The organism is Pectobacterium betavasculorum, assembly GCF_000749845.1.
GTDB lineage: Bacteria > Pseudomonadota > Gammaproteobacteria > Enterobacterales > Enterobacteriaceae > Pectobacterium > Pectobacterium betavasculorum.
Genome location: NZ_JQHM01000002.1, coordinates 1 through 19,796, shown reverse-complemented (window position 1 = coordinate 19,796; position 19,796 = coordinate 1). Strand labels below are relative to the sequence as shown.

Genomic DNA, 19,796 nt, shown 5'->3' with positions numbered 1-19,796 from the left:
GATGCTTTATTTAATTTTCCAGTGATAATTTAATTACGCATAAATCGTATGTCTTTATAAGGAACATAGACAATGTTTTATGTAAATGGAGTTTTATTAATCTATATGTGTATTTCCGACAATTTTTAGTTTCTATAAAAGCGTTTTGTTTTTCTTATTAAGCCAAAAGGAAGCGTAATTATTTTTTAGCTACAAAAGAATTGTGGATATCTATAAAGTAAGGTTTGACATGGAATATCAATCAGGCAAGCGGGTTTTATCATTATCACTAGGCCTTATCGGCCTGTTTAGCGCATCGGCATGGGCTTCTGATTCACGAACGGTAAGTGAACCGAAAGTGCCGTCTTCTTGTACGGTGCTTAAAGCAGGCAGCAGTACGGCCACCAGTGTTATTCAAAAAGCACTGAATAATTGCGGGCAGGGAAAAGCGGTAAGATTGAGCGCGGGAAGCACTTCCGTCTTTCTCAGCGGTCCGCTCTCCCTGCCTTCAGGTGCCAGCTTATTAATCGACAAAGGGGTGACCCTGCGGGCTGTGAATAACGCCAAGTCTTTTGAGAATGCACCGTCATCCTGTGGTGTCGTTGATAAAAACGGTAAAGGCTGTGATGCCTTTATTACCGCCGTGAGTACAACGAATAGCGGAATCTATGGGCCGGGTACCATTGATGGGCAAGGAGGCGTGAAGCTTCAGGGTAAAAAGGTGAGTTGGTGGGAACTGGCCGCCGATGCCAAAGTGAAGAAGTTAAAACAGAATACCCCGCGACTGATTCAGATTAATAAGAGCAAGAATTTTACGCTGTATAATGTTTCTCTCATTAATTCCCCGAATTTTCACGTCGTGTTCAGCGATGGTGATGGTTTCACCGCGTGGAAAACCACGATTAAAACGCCGTCCACCGCCAGAAATACCGACGGTATTGATCCGATGTCGTCAAAAAATATCACTATCGCCTACAGTAATATTTCAACGGGTGACGATAACGTCGCGATCAAAGCGTATAAGGGCCGGGCAGAAACGCGCAATATCTCCATCCTGCATAACAATTTTGGTACTGGGCATGGCATGTCGATCGGCAGTGAAACCATGGGCGTTTATAACGTCACTGTCGATGATTTGAAGATGAATGGCACCACCAATGGCTTACGCATCAAAAGCGACAAATCGGCTGCTGGCGTGGTCAACGGGATTCGGTATAGCAATGTCGTGATGAAGAACGTGGCGAAACCGATTGTGATTGATACGGTATATGAGAAAAAAGAAGGGAGTAATGTCCCGAACTGGAGCGGTATCACGTTTAAGGATGTGACGTCGGAAACCAAGGGCGTCGTTGTGCTGAACGGTGAAAATGCCAAAAAGCCGATAGAAGTGACGATGAAGAATGTCAAACTGACCCGCGACAGTACATGGCAAATCAAGAACGTCAACGTTAAGAAGTAGTTCGATTACTCGTTGTTTTGTCATAACAGCGCCGCACGGGAAACCGAGCGGCGCTTTTGCTTGTTACTTATTCTCATGGTACTGCGTGCGAGTTTAACGCTCACGCAGCGCTTCATTGACCTTGTTCAGTGGCTTAATCAGATAATCCAGCACGCTTTTCTGACCCGTTCTTATCTCGACGCTGGCGACCATGCCGGGCACGATAGGAAATTTTTCACCTACTTTGTTGGTCAGTTCAGCCTGCATAGTGCGCACATAGACTCGATAATAAAACTGATCGCGCCTGACTTCGTCCTGAAGGGTATCGGGCGACACGCTTTCGACTTCGCCCGTTAAATTGCCGTATATGGAGGAGTCGTAGGCGGTGATTTTTACCGTGGCGGGCAAACCCGGCCGGATATAGGCAATATCGCGTGGGTTGATGCGCGTTTCGATCAGCAACTGATCTTCCAGCGGTACGATCTCCATCAGTTTACCGCCTGGTTGCAGCACGCCACCAACGGTCGTTACCTGAATGTCTTTCACGATCCCGCGCACCGGTGACGTAATGGTAGCGCGCTTGAGTTGGTCAGCTTTTCCACTGACCACTTCTTTCTGTGCTTCCAAATCGGCGTTGTTTTTGACCTGTTCTTCACGCGCTCGCACGGCGTATTGATTGCGAGCTTCATCGATTTTTCCGCGTATTTCGCTAATTTGGCGGCGTAACCGAATCACCTCGACGGCGCTGGCGGCACCGCGCTGTACCAGCGGCTCCGTCATCCGCAGTTCCTGCTCTACCAACCGCATCGACTGTTGCAGGTTGGCGATCGTCTCATCGCGATTGCGCAAGCGTGATTCATACAACTGACGTTCTCGCGCAGCAAGCGCTGGCTCCTTGAGGGTTTCCACGCTGAATTTTAGCGGTTCGCCGCTGAGTTCGGCGTACAGACGTTCAGCAGACGCCCGTAGCGTCTGTACACGAGAGAAGGCTTCGCCGTAGACAGACTGAAAGCGGTTGATGTCCAACTGTGCTAACACTTGGCCTTTCTCGACGACATTGCCTTGCTGCACATAGAGCTGGCCGATGATCCCGCCATCCAGGCTTTCAATCACTTGAGCGCGAGTCGACGGGGTTACCTTGCCGGTTCCGACCGACACCTCATCCAGCACGGCAAATTTGGCCCAGATAAAAAAGACGATCAGCCCGAACAGGCTGAGCCAGATAATGACGGATACGCGTCGACCCTGGCGTTTCAGGTCATCATGGATCGTGATGCTACTCATTGTGTTCCCCTTACGCCACGCTCTGTGAGCTATCAGCCGGTTTACTGACGGCTTTCAAAATCTGGTCACGTGGGCCATCCGCCACGATGCGCCCGCCATCCATGACGACCACGCGGTCAACCAGCTTGAGCAGCGCTGGGCGGTGCGTCACCAGAACCAGCGTGCGACCCGTGAGCCAACGGCTTAATTGATGAATAACGTTGCCTTCCAACTGCTCGTCCATAGACGCAGTGGGTTCATCCAACAGCACAATCTGAGGATTACGTAACAGCATTCGACTAAGCAGGATCATCTGTTTCTGTCCGCCGGATAAACCACGTCCGCCTTCATGAATGATACGATCCAGGCTGGCGGCGTCCTGCTGGATTAGGCTGAGCGCGCCGCTGATACGCAATGCTTGTAACAGCTCCTGTTCGCTAGCGTGCGGGTTGCCGAGCATCAGGTTCTGCCGCAGGCTGCCGAAGAACAGGCGTGAGTCCTGTGACAGGAAACCCAACTGACGGCGGACATCTGCCGGGTCGATCTGGCTGATGTCGACCCCATCAATGATGACCTTGCCGCGCGTTGCGGTAGCCTGATTGGCGAGCAGCTTGAGCAGGGTAGATTTACCTGCACCAACCTTACCCAGCAGCGCCACTTTTTCGCCCGGTTTGATCTCCAGTTTGCCGACCTGCAAGGCGGTATCACCCTTTTCGGGGTCGTAGCTGTATTGCACGTTGTGGAGCTGGAAGTGCCCTTGAAGGATCGGGCAGTGTGCCATTTTGCTTTCTTCTGGCCGATCCAGCGGTTTTTGCAACAGATCGTCCAGCCCGGTCATGGCAGTTTTGGCATGCTGCCAGCGCGAAAAGACCATCGTTAGCTGCATGAGTGGGGCGATAGTACGGGAAGAAAGCAGACTACAGGCTACGAGTGTACCGGTGGTGATATCGCCTGCCAGCACCAGATAGCTACCGAATACCAACATTCCAGCATAGGTTAACTGCTGGACGGTTGATGCCCAGCCGCTGAGCCTCGCTCCCCAAACGCGCTGCTTCATCCCGATGGAGGCACTGACTTCGTGCGTTTGCTCCCATTGACGCTGGAAGTAGGGTTCAGCCTGCAACGCTTTGATATCTTCGATTCCTTCAATGGACTCGACCAGCACCGCATTACGCAACGCACTTTCGCGCATCCCTTCCTTGGCGAGCTTCGCCATCGGCCATTGCAGCATCAGTCCTGGGATCACAATCAGCGGAATCGCCAGCATGGGAATAAACACCAGCGGGCCGCCGATCATCGCCATAATGCCGAGAAACAGCAAGACAAACGGCATGTCGGCTGCCGCACCGACGGTCGTTGAGGTCAGGAGTTCGCGAACCTGATCGATTTCCCGCAACTGAGAAATAAATGATCCGGTGGACTTAGGACGAGCTTCATTTTTTATCGCCAGCGCGCGGGCGAATAGCATCCCCGATACGTTCAAATCAATGCTCTTACCCATCAGGTCGGAGACGACGGTGCGCGATAAACGGATGGCATATTCGAGTGCGGCGGCCAGTAGCACGCCGAAAAACAGAACCCATAGCGTGGGAATTGACTGCGCCGGAATGACGCGGTCATACACCTGCATGGAGAACAGGATCCCCGCCAGCGCCAGAACGTTACCCACGATGGACGCCAGAGAGATTTCACCGATTTGCCGTTTTGCGCCGCGAAAATGTTGCCAGAACCAGTGTTTGCGATACGGTTTGACGAAATCATCGATGCGGGTATCGCGGCCACGTTCCGCAATACCGACCAGCACGGTAATGCCCTGACTGTGTTTGATGAGCTCCGTCAGTTCGGCTTCACGCTGAAGGTCGCCACCGTCATCCAGCCAATAGGTCGCGATTCCCTCATCGTTCAATGATTCGATGACAATAACGCCGCCGTCATCGGTTTCTGCCAGCACGGGGAGAATTTTGTTGCGCCAGCGAATCTTCTCCGTGTGTCGCAGGCTGATGGTCAACCCCATCAGGTGACTGATCTGTTCTAACTGGCGTGCGATGGGGAGCTGTTCATACCAGCTCATCTGCTGGCGTACCGACTGGGCATCGACCACTTGTCCGTAGTGGGCGGCAGCGCGCGCCATCGCGGCTATCCAGATTTCAGTTTTGGTGACTTGTGTCATTTACATTCCTGCATGTTCTTATCCGGCAGGCAAGCCGGCTTACAGCGACGGTAGCGTCTCGCCACTGGCTCGATGACGTTCAATACCCAGCATATCCAACAGATTATCGACGGCCGCTGCATAGTTAACCGACGCCTCCCAGCCGTCGTATAACGCGCCGATGCGTGAGGTTTCGGCTTGCAACACGTCTTGTTCGACGCTGAGCAGGTCATTGAGGCTGCGTTTGCTGAGCTTGTATTCATCCTGATAAACGTTGCGGGTGTAAGCTGCACTGGTGATTTGCTGCTGGCTGGCTTTTTCACGCTGCTGCGCACCGATGAGATCGGCATAAGCCGTTGAGGCTTTCTGGTTCATATCCAGTTTCGCCGCTTCAACCTCAGCCTGCGCGGCTTCACGCGTGCCTGATGCAGCATCAACGCGTGCGCTGACGGCTCCACCTTGATAAAGCGGGGCTTCCACGACCAGTTGTAGCTGGTCATCCCAGTAATTACGCCGGTCGGTTTCATAGCGGGTACGCCCCGCTTGTACGGCAACGGTAGGCCAGTGTTGTGCTTCCGCCTGACGAATTCGATGGCGCGAGGCCTCCTGCCTGGACTGTGCGCTCAACACCGCGTTGCTTTGCTGGTAAGGGAGCGCCTTGAGGGTAATCTTTTGTTGCAGTAGCGCACGTGGCAGTTCGGGCAGGGCGGTGGGGAGGACGCCGGTCAGCACGCTGAGCTGTGCCAGTGAGGAACGTTCTAGCGCACGATATTGTTCCAGCGTCGCCCTCATGCCCGCGATGCGGGTTTCCGCTTGCAGGATATCGGATTGCGTACTGAGACCCGCTTCGGAACGGAGCGTCGCGATATCTTTTACCTGACTGAGTGACGCGATATTACGTTCCGCTGCTTGACTCAGTTCCTGATAGCGTTTGACTTTCAGGTAGGTGAGTAAGGTTTGTTGTCCGACCGTGGTCATGGTGCCATAGAGCTGATAGCGGTAGGCATCCGATAGGCTGTGCTGCTCATCAATGCTGCCGCCCGTCTTACCGAAATCGTACAGGAGCTGTTTCAGCGTGATGCCTGCGGTGGAGTTATTGCTCATCGTGCCGCCACTATCACTTTGATCTGACCGGCCGACGTTACCGCTCAGGCCGATTTGCGGAAACCAGGCGCTTTGCGCCACGCGCAGATCGGCATCGCCGACACGAATTTGCGCCGAAGCCTGTGCGATTTGTGGGTTGCGTGCAAACGCGCGAAGAATCGCCTGCTTGAGATCCAGGCTATCGACCTGTTGTTCTGTTGGTGCGGCAGACCAGTCAAACGCCATGGCCTGAGCAAACGACGGCGGGCTGTAGAAGAAGGGAAGGCTGGTGCAGGCCAACCCAAGCACCAGCAAATAATATGGCGTGTGATGGCGTAATGTGCGGGTCAAAAAAGTGTGATTACGTAGAAAAAATGTATCCCTGAGAAAAAATGGTTTGTGCATCAATTGCCCCTGTTTTCATCACTCTTTGTTTTCGTTCCTTTACACATATTTATGCCGCTACTGAGGCAATTTCGTGCGCGATAATGGCGTCATTTTCATGCTATCTCGTAGCACGCGCCCGATTCGGGACGGCTCAAACGCCGCTCGCCCCGAGACCCCAGGCTTTTGGCTGAAATTATGCCGCTCACTTGGTGCTCATGCCCACCGATGCATAATTTTTACGCCGTATACCAGTAAAACCTCATCATAAACTTATAAGAGACTGCCCCCTTGTAAGGGGACAGTTGGCGTTAACTCCACAATGCGGTTACACCATATTGACGAGTAGCCCTTGCTGCACCAGCACATCTCCCAGATTGTTGGCGTTATCCAGTGATGAATGGTGGTAGACATCGAAGTGCTGGCCATCAATATCGCGCTGTCCCACCGTGCTCCAGGCTCCTTCGCCCGGAATCAGGTTCACCTGATTCCCTTCGCCCCCGACGATAAGTAGATCATCTTCTGGTCGGTCGGTGACATTCAGGGCGCGGTCGAGATCCAGCGTGATGCTGTTGGTGCCGTTTTGGCCTAAATCAAATAGCTCCACGTTATCGATTTTCAGCCCCAACACGGTAAGATCCAGATTGAGCTCGGTGCCGTCCAGAACCAGCGTATCCATGCCGTCGCCCCCATCGATCTGGGTAAAGTCGAGGGTTGAGAGCGTAATCAGGTCATCCCCTGCGCTGCCTTCGACCGCTTCACCCGTTTGCACGCTGCCGTCGGCCAGACTGATGACGACGCCGCCGATGGCATACACGCTGTCATCCACTTCGGTGCTGGCGCTATTGTCGATGGTGGTTGTCTCGCTAAGCGTAGCCGCCGCCACTTTCGAGCTGACACTCAGAGGCTGTACATCGGTACTTTCTTCAGTACCTGTCTGTTCACTGGACTGCGAGGCGACCTGAGCAATGTTGCCGTCGTCAACATCCAGCGCCATCGTGCTAGCAAGCGGCAAGCCGATAACGACGCCAGAGGTCAATCCGGCAGAAACGCCAGTGAAATTACCGGCCTGATCGGTAACGGAGGCTTCAACCGCCGTGCCCAGTAGCGCCGTCAGAATCGAAGCCACGTTCAAGGCAGTGATACCCAGCAGGGAACTGGTGAAATGTGCGCTCCATTTGCCATCGGCACCGACGGTGCCCTGTAGCGTTTGGCCGAGCAGCGTCACGGTCACTTTGGCACCCTGCTGCACATAGCGCGATGTTCCGCTGACGGTGACGCCGTTAGACAGCAGGCCAAGAGTATTCCCCACCAATGACCCCACCGCATCAATGCCCAACTGCGGCAACTGGTGCGTTTTCACGGTGACATTGGCACCGGTACTGTTGGTATTGCCATAGCGATCGGTGATGCTGACGCCGACGGATAAATTGCCATCGGCGATATTGAGCAGGTTGGCGCTCGGTACGCTAATGCTCCAGGTGCCGTTGCTGGCGACGGTGGCGTTAAGCACCAGGCCGCCCACGGTCAGCGTGACGTTACCGCCCGCCGCATTGGTCGTGGTTCCGCTGATTATCTGGTTCACGCCTGCTTCTGCCAGATTCAGGTAACCGTCTCCGCCAAACAGGGAACCGAGGTTGATCGTTGGCAATGCGTGAATACCTACGCCGATCGAGGCTCCTGCGCTGGTCGTTTTCCCTGCCGCGTTGGTTAAAGACGCGCTGAGAGAGAGTGTACCGTCCGTCAGATTGTTGAGATCGAGCGCAGGCAGGCTCACAGACCAACTGCCATTGTTCTGTACCACGGCAGAATACGTCTTTGTTCCCAGCGATATTTGGATAGTGGACCCTACCGCATTGGTACTGGTGCCGCTGATTGCTTGACCAGCCGCAGCTTCGACTGCATTGAGCAGACCATCACCGCCAAAGAGTGGGTTGATGGTTAGCGTTGGCAGGGCATTGATGATGATACTCAGGGCACTGCTGGCTTCGCCAACGTTACCCGCGACGTCCACCAGTCTGACGCTAACGTTCGTCGTCCCATCGGTGAGGGTTTTCAGATCGAGGCTAGGTACTGGCAGGCTCCAACTGCCGTTTGCGCCGACTGTCGTAGTGTAGGTTTTGCTACCCAATGTGATGTTGAGCGAGGTACCGGCTGACACATTGGTCGTTGTTCCGCTGATGGTTTGGGCGCTCAGTAGGCTGGAGAGATCCAATACCCCATTGTTAAACAAAGGATTAAGCGTGATAGTTGGCGGCAATATGGCGATGTTAAGGCCAGTACTGATGCCATGACTGTTACCTGCTGGATCGGTCACTGTCGCGCTGACGGTGAGATTACCGTTGGTCAAACCAGACAATTGCAGTGGCGTGATGCTGGTGCTCCAGGCACCGTCACTACCGACGGTGGCGTTGAGCGTTAGCGTGCCGATGCGCACCACCACGGACGATCCCGCGAGCGCGTTAGTCGTGGTGCCGCTAATCGTCTGCGTCAATGCTGCTTCTGCGGCATTGAGGAAACCATCGCCACCAAACAGCGAACCCAGGCTAATCGTCGGCAGATTTTTGGCAATAATATTGATCGCGCTGCTGACCGTGCCCGTGTTACCGGAAGCATTCGTGACGGAGACGCCAAGCGTTGTGCTGCCATCAGCCAGTGCGCTGAGATCTGACGGTTGCAGCGTCAGGCTGAATACGCCACCGGCACCGATGGTGGACAGGAACGTTTTACTACCAAGGGTTACGGTCACCTGCGATCCTTCGCTGGCATTGGTTACCACGCCACTGACAGTTTGCGCTAACACGGCTTCTGCGGCGTTGAGGAAACCGTCGCCGCCAAACACCGGGTTCAGCGTTATCACCGGCTGTGTGAAATCAAACTTGATGCCGGCACTGCTGCTAGAACTATTGCCTACGCTGTCTGTGGCGGTTGCGGTTACGGTGAAGTCACCATTGCCCAGACCTTGCAGAGTGCCTAAAACGCTTGGCGTGACGGCAGCGCTCCACTTGCCATCAGTCCCCACCGTGGCCGTAGCGATTTGCGACCCCGCGATGCTTAGCGTGATGGTTCTACCCACCAGACCCGTGGCGGTACCGCTGAGGGATTGGTTGACCAGCAGATCGGCAAGGTTGAGCACGCTATCACCAAAGGCCGGGTTGAGCGTAATGCTCGGCAGATTCTTGATGACGGTTGGGACGTTGACGATCTGGCTGGTGGTGTTGCCCGCATGGTCGGTGACCGCAACGCCTACTGCTAAGGTTCCATCCTGCAAGGCTTGCAAATCAAGAGCAGGAACGGACAGGCTCCAGTCACCGCCAGCGCCGACGCTAATGCCTGTGTAAATCTTATTGCCCAGCGTCACCGCCACCGTTGCGCCTGCGGCGATATTCACATTGCTGATCACGCCGCTGATAATTTGGCTGGTAGCGACATCTGCTGCATTCAACGCGCCATCGGTGAAGGCGACGATGGTGTCAATCACGGGCAGTGATTTCAGCACGTCAATGTCGATCAGTTGGTTTTTTACGTTGCCGTGTGAATCGACAATATCCACGTTAACTTGCAACAGCCCGTTACTTAAGTCGTCGAGTAATGTCGGAGGAAGCGAAACGCTCCAGGCGCCGTTGGCCCCCACCGTAGCCTCCACCGTGGTGCCCAGCACGGTGACCTGTACTTTCGCGCCCAGATAGTCACCCGTGGCGTTACCGCTGATGACCTGTGTCACCAGCGATTCGGCCAGATTGAGAATGCCATCGTTACCGAAGATATCGTTAATACCGGCACCGAGCGTTTGGTTCAACGCGACGTCCAGCGTGACGTCAAGGTGGGTGCTATTGCCGGCGGTATCGGTCAACGTCACGCCAATGACCTGCGCCCCGTCGGTCAGGCTTTGCAAATCGACAGACAGCACCGGAAGTGTCCAGTTACCGTCTGGGCCTACGGTCGTCGTGCCGGTTAATGGTCCGGCGACGAGCGTGACTGTCGCGCCAGGTTTACCCGTACCCGTGATGTTTCCTCCTGCCAAGGCTTCTGCCAGCGTCAGGATATTGTCATCGAACAGCGTGACGCTGAGCAGCGGAATAGCGGTATCGACGGTAACATCTTGCGTATCAGTGGTGGCATTTCCCGCTTTATCGGTAAGTGTTGCTGTGATGGTGTAGCTGCCGTCGGCTAGCTGTGCCAGATCGGTGGTGGGGACATTCACGCTCCAGGTACCTGTTGCAGAAACCTGTGCGCTGTAAATTTTTCCGTTCAGACTAATCGAAACGAGCTGCCCGGCCTCCTCAGTAGAGGCCGTCCCCGTGATTGTCTGTGCGGTACTGGTTTCTGTGCCGTTCAGCACGTTATCACCGGCAAATGCGACAATTTCCAGCGTGGGTGCGACCGTATCGACCAGTACCGTTTTGGTACTGGTTATTAGCGGTAAGGCTGTTACGGTCGCGGTGACATCCACATTGCCGTTGGCCGTGAAATAGTCGCTGGCGGAAATGGTGGTTTCCCAGAAGCCATTGGTGTCAGTTGTGATCTGACCCACAACCGACACCCCTCCAATTAACAGCGTTATTGGGCTCAAAAGTGTAACGCCCGTAGCTTGCCCGGATAGGGTGATGTTACCGTTTATTTCGAGGGCGTTGATGATATCGTCATCCGCAATAGGGTCGATTACCATCATCATGGAAGGCGGTGTCAGGTCGACGCTGAAATTGATGCTGGCTTGGGTTGCCGGATTACCCGCTTTATCTGTTGCATCGGCGGTGATGGTGTACTGCGTATTCGCCAGAGCTTGCAGTGCGGCAGATGGGATGGTTACGCTCCAGGTGCCGCCAGTGAGAATTTTTGCCGTGTAATCGACGTTATTCAGCCTGACGGTGACGTTTTGCCCCACTTCCAATCCGGTGGAGGTGCCGGTGATGATCTGTGTGGTATGGCTTTCCGCGTAGTCGAGGCCGTCCAGACCGGCGAAGGTAGTCATCGCCACGGTCGGTGCGGCTTGCACGGCAAGGATTGCCTGAGAATTTAACGTACTGCTGTTGCCTGCGCTATCTGTCGCCGTAATGCTGATGTTTTGGGTCCCGTCAGCAAGCAGGGCAAGTTGTGCTGGCGTTAATGTTGCCGTCCAGATTCCCCCGCTAATTTGCGTCACGAGCGTTTGCCCGCCAAGCGTAACCGCCATGCTTACAGCATCACCTGCGTTACCGCTCAAGGTTCTTCCCGCAAGGGTTGCCGCTTCGGCAATATTCAGATAACCGTCATCAAACGGAGCATTCAATGTGATGCTCGGTGGCGTAAAGTCGCTGGTAAACGCTATCGGCGTAGAACCAATGTTGCCCGCAGCGTCGGTGGCGGTGACAGTAAGGGTATGTTGGCCATCGCTCAGTGAGTTCAACGCATTTTGTGGCAGCGTCAACGACCAGTTACCTGCATTGTCTACCGCTCCGGTGTAACGAACACCGTTAAGATCGATCTCCAGTTTTATGCCTTGCCCACTGCCGCTAATCTGCGTACGGCCAGAAAAGGTGAGTGCTGACGCAGCTTCGGCACTGCTCAGAATATTATCCGCACCCAAAGGGTTCACATCGACAATCGGCGCTGGCAGCGTCAACGCGGCGCTGATATCGCGCGGTACGCTGGTATTGGTATTACCTACCCGGTCGATGACGGTGACAGCAATACTGTAATTTCCTTCGGTGAAGATCGCTAAATCGGTAGGGGACAGCTCTCTGGACCAGCCGCCTGAACCGTCAGCGGTGGCGCTAAAGGTGGTTTCTGCTAGCGTGGTTTTATTGGTTACGATAACGGTGACGTTTTGATCGGCACCGGTAATGCCGGTTTTACCGGTTAATGTCTGGGTGGCTTGAATTTCGGCGGCGTTAAGCGTTCCGTCGCCAAAAGGCAGATCCAGCGTTGGCGCAGGCAGCGTTGTCGTCAGAACATCCGCTGTACCTGATACGGAGCTGGTATTGCCTGCGGAGTCGGTGACGGTGACTGTGAAGGTTGCTGTGCCGTCCGGCATATTGATCAGCGTGGTGCTGTCCAGCGGCAGCGTCCAACTCCCATTGGCATTCACGGTAGCTGGGAAACTTGTACCATTGATGCTGACCGACACGGTTTGTCCCACGTTGCCGGATAATCCCGTTTGTCCAGATAGTGTGCCGCCCAGTAACGCATCAGCCTCGCTCAGCTTGCCATCGCCGAATGGGGTATCCAGCGTAGCGGCAGGAACATCTACAATCACGCTAGCGAACGTTTTGCTGCCTGAACCCGTATTACCCGCATGGTCTGTAACGGTGACGTTGATAGTGTGTGTACCATCACCGAGTGAAGACAAATCAGCAGCCAGCAATGTCACATTCCACTGGCCATTGGCGGCAACGGTGGCGCTGTAGGTATGGGTGAGTGTGCCGTTGGTGATTGAAACAGACACGCTCTGGCCTGGATCGAGTAGCCCTGTTGTGCCGGTCAGCAGTTGATCGAGCGTGCTTTCTGCCTGATTTAGCACACCGTCAACAAATGGCGTGGCGATATCGATAGCGAAATTAGTATTAATGGCGACATCCAACGAGCCGCTCGCACTGCCGGTATTACCTGCGCTGTCTGTGACCGTTGCACTGACCTGCACGTTGCCATCCGCCAGGATACTAAGCGCATTGGCGGGGATGGTTGCACTCCACAAGCCGCCTGCGAGCGTTACACCCGTTACGGTGTAAGCCCCTATCGTGACCTGAATCGCAGCCCCGATTGGCAGGTTGGTGTAGCTGCCGCCGATTGTTGTTGCTATCGCCAATTCTGCGGTAGTGAGGACATTGTTGTCATAGAGCGAATCCAGCGTCAGCGTCGGGAGCGACTGCGTTTTTAGCGTGATATCAATGCTGGTGGCGCTGGCATTGCCTGCGCTGTCGGTCACGCTGGCTGCTAGCGTTTTCACGCCATCCCCCAACGCCAGTAGGTCGTTCGGTGCAATGGCGATCTGCCAGATGCCGTTGCTGTCGGCAACGACGTTGTAGACGGCCACACCGACGTTGATGGTGACCAGAAGACCCGCTTCGGCCTTGCCGCTCAGCGGTAATCCGGCCAGCGCGTCTGCCAGGCCGATATCGCTGGTATCGACCAGCATGTCAATGGACAGCAGCGGTGGGACGGTATCGACCGTAAACGGATGCGTCGTTGTGGCTGGGTTTTGCGCGATGTCGCTGACCGTCGCGGTAACATTTTGGCTACCCTGTGGCAGATTTTGCACATCGCTGGCGGGAACCGTGGTGCTCCAACTGCCGTCAGCGCCAGCGGTAGCCAGATAAGTTTTGCTATTTAACGTCACCGTGACGCGCTGTCCTGTCTGAACATTTGTCGTTGAGCCCGAGATAAGCAGGTCGGATTGCGTATCCTGCGCACTAACAACGTCGTTGCCTGACAGTGTCGCAATGGTGATCGCTGGCAGATTGGCGCTGTCGGCGATCACGGTGATGTTGTGTGTCGCCGAGGTGAAGTTTCCACCCACATCGGACACACTGGCGGTGATCGGCTGTGAGCCGTCAGGAAGGTCGGATACATCGTTAGCAGGGATCTGCACGCTCCAGTTGCCTGAGGTATCCGTTTGGGCAACGTAGGTTTTGTTATTCAGTTCGATGGTAACTTGCTGACCTGGCTCGACAAATTGACTCGTGCCTGAGAGCGTCAATGGCGCTAGCGACTCAGCCTGATTAATGTAGTCATCTGTAGACACGATACCGATACTCAGGCGTGGTGCCTGTGACGGATCGGTATCCAGTATGATGGTGTGACTGACGCTGCCCGTATTGCCTGCTGTATCTGTCAGGCTGGCGGAAATCAGCGTGGCACCGTCAGGCATATTGACCAGGTCGCCAGCGGGAATGGTTACGTTCCAACTGCCATCTGCCTGAATGATCCCCTGATAAATTTGCCCGTTAATGGCCACGTTCACCACAATAATCTGACCGCTGTCATTGGCGGGGGCTGTACCAGAGATTACCAGCGGCTGACGACTTTCAGCGATGTTGATGATGTCGTCGTTACTGACGGTATTAATGGTCAGTACTGGCGGTGTGAGATCGACAAACGCGCTGCTGCTCAGTGTGGCGCTGTTACCTGAGGCATCCTGCACGGTAACGTCAAACATCAGCATCCCTTCAGGCAGACCAAGCAGCGCGGAAGGCGGAAGCACAATGTCCCAGTTGCCGGTATTATCAACCACGCCTGAATAGGTCTGGCCACCGATCGTCACGCTGATTGCCTGCCCCGGCCCTTGTAATCCGGTGGTACCACTCAGTGTCTGACCACTTTGTGCTTCGCTAAGGTTAAGGTAACCGTCATCAAAAGGCGTATCGATCAATAACATGATCGAATGATTGATACTGACGTTCAACTGCTGCGAATTTGTGACTAAATTGCCTGTCTGGTCATAGGTGCTGGCTCCAAGGGTAATGGGGCCGTCACCCAACTGGGCGAGATCGGCAGGAGGAATCGAAGTACTCCAACTGCCGTCTGTTTGTACCGTTGCGACATACGTTTTTCCGTTCAGCGTGATGCGAACAGTAGCGCCTTCCGCCACGTTATCCGTGTTGCCGTTAATAGTGAGTGCGCTGGCCGCTTCAGCGGCATTCAGTTGATTATCGCCCGTAATGGGTTCAATCGACAGGCCGCTTGCCAGCGTGTTCACCGTAATTTCGCTGCTGGCAGTGGCTGGGTTACCCGAGATATCCGAGACCGTGGCGACAATTGTCTGGCTGCCGTTTGTCAGAAGCTGCATATCTGCGCTCGGAACCGTTACATGCCAACTGCCGTCAGAACCGACCAGTGCGGTATAGGTTTTGCCGTTTAGCGTGAGGGTGACGACTTGTCCGGCTTCTACATTAATGCTGTCTCCACTCACTATCTGGGCTACGCGTGCTTCTGCGCCATCGACAATATTGTTTGTCGCAAAGCTATATATCGTTAGCTGCGGCGGATTCGCCACGCTGGTATCGATAGTAATAGACTGATCGATACGCGTCGTATTACCTGCGGCATCTGTCAGGCTGGCTGTCAGGTTATAACCGCCGTCAGCTAACTGCGCCAGATCCGCGGTGGGAATGTCCAAACGCCAGTTGCCCGTGCCGTCGACGGTGGTGAGGTAGTTCTTTCCATTCAAGGTAACAATAACGCTACGCCCTGCTTCGTTGAGCGAGGCCGTGCCGGAAACCGTCTGCGCCGTTAAGACTTCAGCCGCATTCAGGATGGTATCGACGCCCAGATTGTTCATCGTCAATGTCGGCGGGATACGGTCAATAGCTACATCTTGGGTAAGCGTTGCGCTATTGCCTGCTTCGTCGCGTACGTCGATACGCAGTGGTTGCACACTATCTGCCAACGCTTCGAGATGACTGCCAGGTAGCGTAATACTCCACTGCCCAGCGGCATTGACTGTTCCTGTGTAAGTCATGCCGCCAAAGGTCGCGGTGATGACCTGATCGGGTGACGTGATCCCGGTATTGCCGCTGATCGTCTGGTTTGTGCCCAATTCGGCGGCGTTAAGTACGCCATCCATAAATGGCGTATTCAGCGTCAGCGCTGGCAGGCTATGGGCGAATATCCCAATGGTGTGGCTGGTATCCAACGTATTGCCGGCACTATCCACGGTGCTGGCGGTGAGGGTGCTTTTACCATCGGCCAACTGTTGCAGATCTGCCGATGATATCGTGATACTCCAACTTCCGTTAGGCTGCGTGGTGCCTGTGTACAGTTTGCCATTTAACACCAGCGCCACGGTCGAGCCTGATGCGACGTTTTGCGTGCTGCCGTTGATCGTCAGCGTGGTAGCGATTTCGGCTTGATTGAGGCGGTTATCCCCTGCGACGGTGTCAATGGCGATCCCGCTCAAGGCGGTGTTAAGTGTAATGTCCTGATTAATCGTAACCGAGTTGCCGCTTTTGTCGCTGGCGCTGATCGTAACGGTATTAATGCCCTGTGCCAGATGCGTCAACGCGGCCGCAGGAATGTCCAGAGACCATTGACCATTGCTGCCTATCGTGGTCACGTAGGTGTCTGCCCCAAGTTTGACGGAGACGATCTGTCCAGGTTCAAGATTCAAACTGGCTCCGCTGACCTGCTGAGTCACGTTGACTTCCGCGCCGTCGATAATGTTATTCAGTGCAATCGCGTTCAGTGTGAGAACAGGCTGAACGGTGTTGATCAGCAGAGATTGTGCCGACGTTGTCACGTTGCCCGCCACATCGCTCAGCGTTGCGCTCAAGGCGTGATTGCCGTTGCCTAATGCTTGCAGGTCGGCGGTAGGGATTGTTGTGCTCCATTGACCGTCAGTCTGAACGATGGCCGTGTACTGTTTGTTATTTAGCGTGACGGTAACCGTTCTCCCAGCTTCGGACAGCGAAGCGTTACCCGACAGCGTTTGATCGCTCAGAATCTCGGTCGAGTTGATGATGCCATCCGTTGAGATTAGCTTCACGGTGAGTAACGGTGGCTGGAGATCGGCCGTAAAATTGGTGGAAATTTCGGTGCTGTTTCCTGCGGCATCGATCGCCTGAACGCTGAGCGCTCGCTGACCAGATGTTAATGCTTGTAGCTCGGAGGAAGGGATCACGACACTCCAGTTCCCTTGTTCATCAACCGTTGCCGTGTGCACTTTGCTGTTCAAGGTAACGGTCACCGTCTGGCTCGCGCCACTAATTCCCGTTGTTCCCGTGAGCGTTTGGCTCACGGCGGCTTCCGCTACGTTAAGTACCCCGTCTGAGAACGGCGTATCGAAGGTGGGTTGCGGGACCGTGTTGATATAAATGCCCAGGTCTTTGCTGTCGCTAACGGCTTCTCCCCCCACCGTTTCTACCGTTGCCGTTAGGGTAACGATGCCGTCTTGTAGCGCCTGAAGGTCGGCACTGCTGATAATGATGCTCCAACTGCCGTCAGCAGCGACAGGACCGGTGTATGTCTTATTATTGAGTGTAAGCGTGACGGTTTCGCCTTCCGCAACGTTTGCGGTAGAACCGCTAATTGTCAGCGGCTGTGAAGCTTCAACGCGATTAATAACATCGTCGCTGGCAACGATACTGATCGCGATGCCGTCACCCTGAACATCAACGGTAATCAGATTCTCTGCACTACCGACGTTACCCGCTTTATTACTGACACTCGCGGTGATCGTGGCGGTGCCATTTTGCAGCAGCGAGATCTCGGCGGCAGGAATTGGGACTTGCCACGTTCCTCCTACCTCGACCGTCGTAAAGAAGACCTGACCATTCAGAGTAATGGTGATGAACTGACCTGCCTCGACGTTAGTAGTGGAACCGGTCAACAGATGCCCGACTTTTGCTTCCGCGCCATTAATGTGATTATCGCTACCGACGAATGGATCGATGGTCACCGTCGGGGCATTGCGCGGATCGATACTCAACGTGATTGGCCGATTGGCGATCACGGTGATGCCTGCCGCACTGGTCAGGCTGACAACGACATCGTAGCTGCCATCAGCCAGGTTGTTATATTCGTCACTGGCGCTTGCCGCAAGCAGACGCATCTGCCGGAGCTGTCCGGCATCCGCCAATGCGCTGAGCGCCGAAGGCGGTAGCACGATATTCTAGTTGCCGTCAGTGCCTACAACGCCGCTGAACGTTTGGCCATTAAAAGAGAGGGTGACGGATTGTCCCGCTTCGCGGATGGAGGCCGTACCGCTAATCAGCTGTTCGTTACCGGATTCTTCGATATTGATAATATCGTCACCCGCAATAACGCCGATCGTGATGGTTGGTGCCGTGAAATCAACAGCCGTATCGATCGTGGTATTACTCTGGTTTCCGGCGGTATCGATAGCGGTGACGGAGAGGACGTGGTTGCCCTCGGCAATCTGTTGCAGTTCAGCGGGAGAGAGGGTGAGCGCCCAGTTACCGTCGTTATCAACGGCGGCATTATAGATGTTGCCGCCAAACTGAATCATAACGCTTTGACCATCCCCGATGATGCCTGTGCGGCCCGTAATGGTCTGATTAACGGTGGCTTCTTCGCTGTTGAGAATGCCGTCTTCAAAAGGCGTATTTATGGTGGGCTGCGGCAGGGTATTGATATAGACCCCAAGGTTATGTGAGGCCGTCGTGGGGATACCGTTGGCGTCATTCACACTGGCGGTGATGACCGTGGTGCCATCGCTCAACGCCTGTAGGTCTGCACTGGGGATCTGGATTGCCCACCTTCCATTTTCCAGCAGGGTAGTGGTGTAGGTTTTTCCATTCAGTGTCAGCGTAACGGTTTGACCCGCCGGTATATTGCTGGTGGTTCCGTTGATCGCCAGCGGCATCGCCGCTTCCGCGAGATTAAGCAGGTTATCCGTTGAGATGATACCAATGGCAATATGGTTGCCACTGCGATCGACGGTGATGTCATGACGGGTGCCGACTGAATTGCCGGAACGATCGCTGACGCTGACTTCTATGGCACTTACACCATCCGGCAAGGCGAGCATATCGGCTTCTGGCACGTTGACTCGCCATACTCCGCCAGCCTGTATGGTGGCAAAGTAACGCATCCCATTTAACGTAATGGTTACCGTTTGGCCCGCTTCGATGTTCTCCGTCTTACCGCTGAGTTGCTGACTGGCGTTAATTTCCGCTGCATCGACAATATTATCGTTGGCGAAGGGATCGAGTGTAATCGACAGTGGCAATAAGGTTCCGGTATCAATCGTCAGAGGACGGGTTACCGTTGTGGTATTCCCTGCGGCATCGCTGACCGTCGCGATCAGGTCATAACGTCCATCAGCAAGTGTGATGAGATCGACCGTAGGTAATGTGGTGCGCCAGGAGCCATCGTTTTCAATAACGCCACGATAGGTTTTTCCATTGAATAAAACGCTGACGAAGCGACCCGTTTCGCTGACCGGGGCTGTGCCGCTGACGATCTGATTGGATAGCAGTTCTGTCCCGTTGATGATGTCGTCACCCGCCGTGACAGAGACGGTCAACGTCAGAGGGATAATGTTAACGCTGATCGTTTGCGTAATTTCAGAGGCGTTTCCGGCAATATCTTTGACGCTAACCGTCAGAGACTGGCTGCCTTCCGGCAATGCCTGTAGCACGTTTGGAGGGAGTGTGACGAGCCAGTTACCGTTGTTGTCCACGGTACCCGTGTAATTTTCGCCTCCCAGCGTAATGCCCACACTCTGCCCACTGCCAGTGACGCCGGTGTTTCCGGTCAACACTTGATCCAGAGCGGCTTCACTGGCATTGAGAATCCCGTCGCCAAACGGCAGATCGAGGGTGACCTGTGGCAGGGTATTAATCAGCACCGACAGCGTGTGTTCGGCTGACACTGTCCCGCTAATTCCCGGCACGCTGGCGGTAATGAGGGTTTGTCCATCGGCCAGCGCCTGAAGGTCGGCGGGAGGAAGGGTGACAGACCAGTGGCCGTCGCTGCCAACGGTGGCGGTGTAGGCTTTGCCATTCAGCGTCAGGGTAACGGTTTGTCCGGCGGCGATATGGGCAGTGGTGCCGTTAATGGTCA

The 19,796-nt window shown here is 54.6% G+C and carries 6 protein-coding genes; 1 reads left to right on the top strand and 5 read right to left on the bottom strand.

Annotated elements, in window-relative coordinates; translation table 11 throughout:
• The first annotated feature begins 229 nt into the window (after positions 1-229).
• Positions 230-1,438, top strand: coding sequence for a glycoside hydrolase family 28 protein (locus tag KP22_RS07735; protein WP_039301465.1), 1,209 nt, complete (start codon positions 230-232; stop codon positions 1,436-1,438).
• Positions 1,439-1,531: 93 nt separating this feature from the next.
• Here the strand turns inward: KP22_RS07735 and KP22_RS07730 are convergent, their stop codons facing one another.
• The 5 genes from KP22_RS07730 to KP22_RS22735 all read right to left on the bottom strand — a co-directional run.
• Complete coding sequence (locus KP22_RS07730) at positions 1,532-2,701, bottom strand: HlyD family type I secretion periplasmic adaptor subunit (RefSeq protein WP_039301468.1); 1,170 nt, start codon at positions 2,699-2,701, stop codon at positions 1,532-1,534.
• A 10-nt stretch (positions 2,702-2,711) separates the two neighbouring features.
• Positions 2,712-4,850 (bottom strand): type I secretion system permease/ATPase, encoded by a 2,139-nt coding sequence (locus tag KP22_RS07725; protein ID WP_039323573.1) that lies wholly within the window; start codon positions 4,848-4,850, stop codon positions 2,712-2,714.
• A 39-nt stretch (positions 4,851-4,889) separates the two neighbouring features.
• Positions 4,890-6,317 (bottom strand): TolC family outer membrane protein, encoded by a 1,428-nt coding sequence (locus KP22_RS07720; protein ID WP_039323570.1) that lies wholly within the window; start codon positions 6,315-6,317, stop codon positions 4,890-4,892.
• A 307-nt stretch (positions 6,318-6,624) separates the two neighbouring features.
• Entirely contained in the window at positions 6,625-17,874 is an 11,250-nt protein-coding gene (locus tag KP22_RS07715; RefSeq protein WP_244880017.1) for a beta strand repeat-containing protein, read from the bottom strand.
• Between the two features lie 6 nt (positions 17,875-17,880).
• A partial coding sequence (locus KP22_RS22735; protein ID WP_039323568.1) for an Ig-like domain-containing protein occupies positions 17,881-19,796 on the bottom strand: 1,916 nt, incomplete at its 5' end.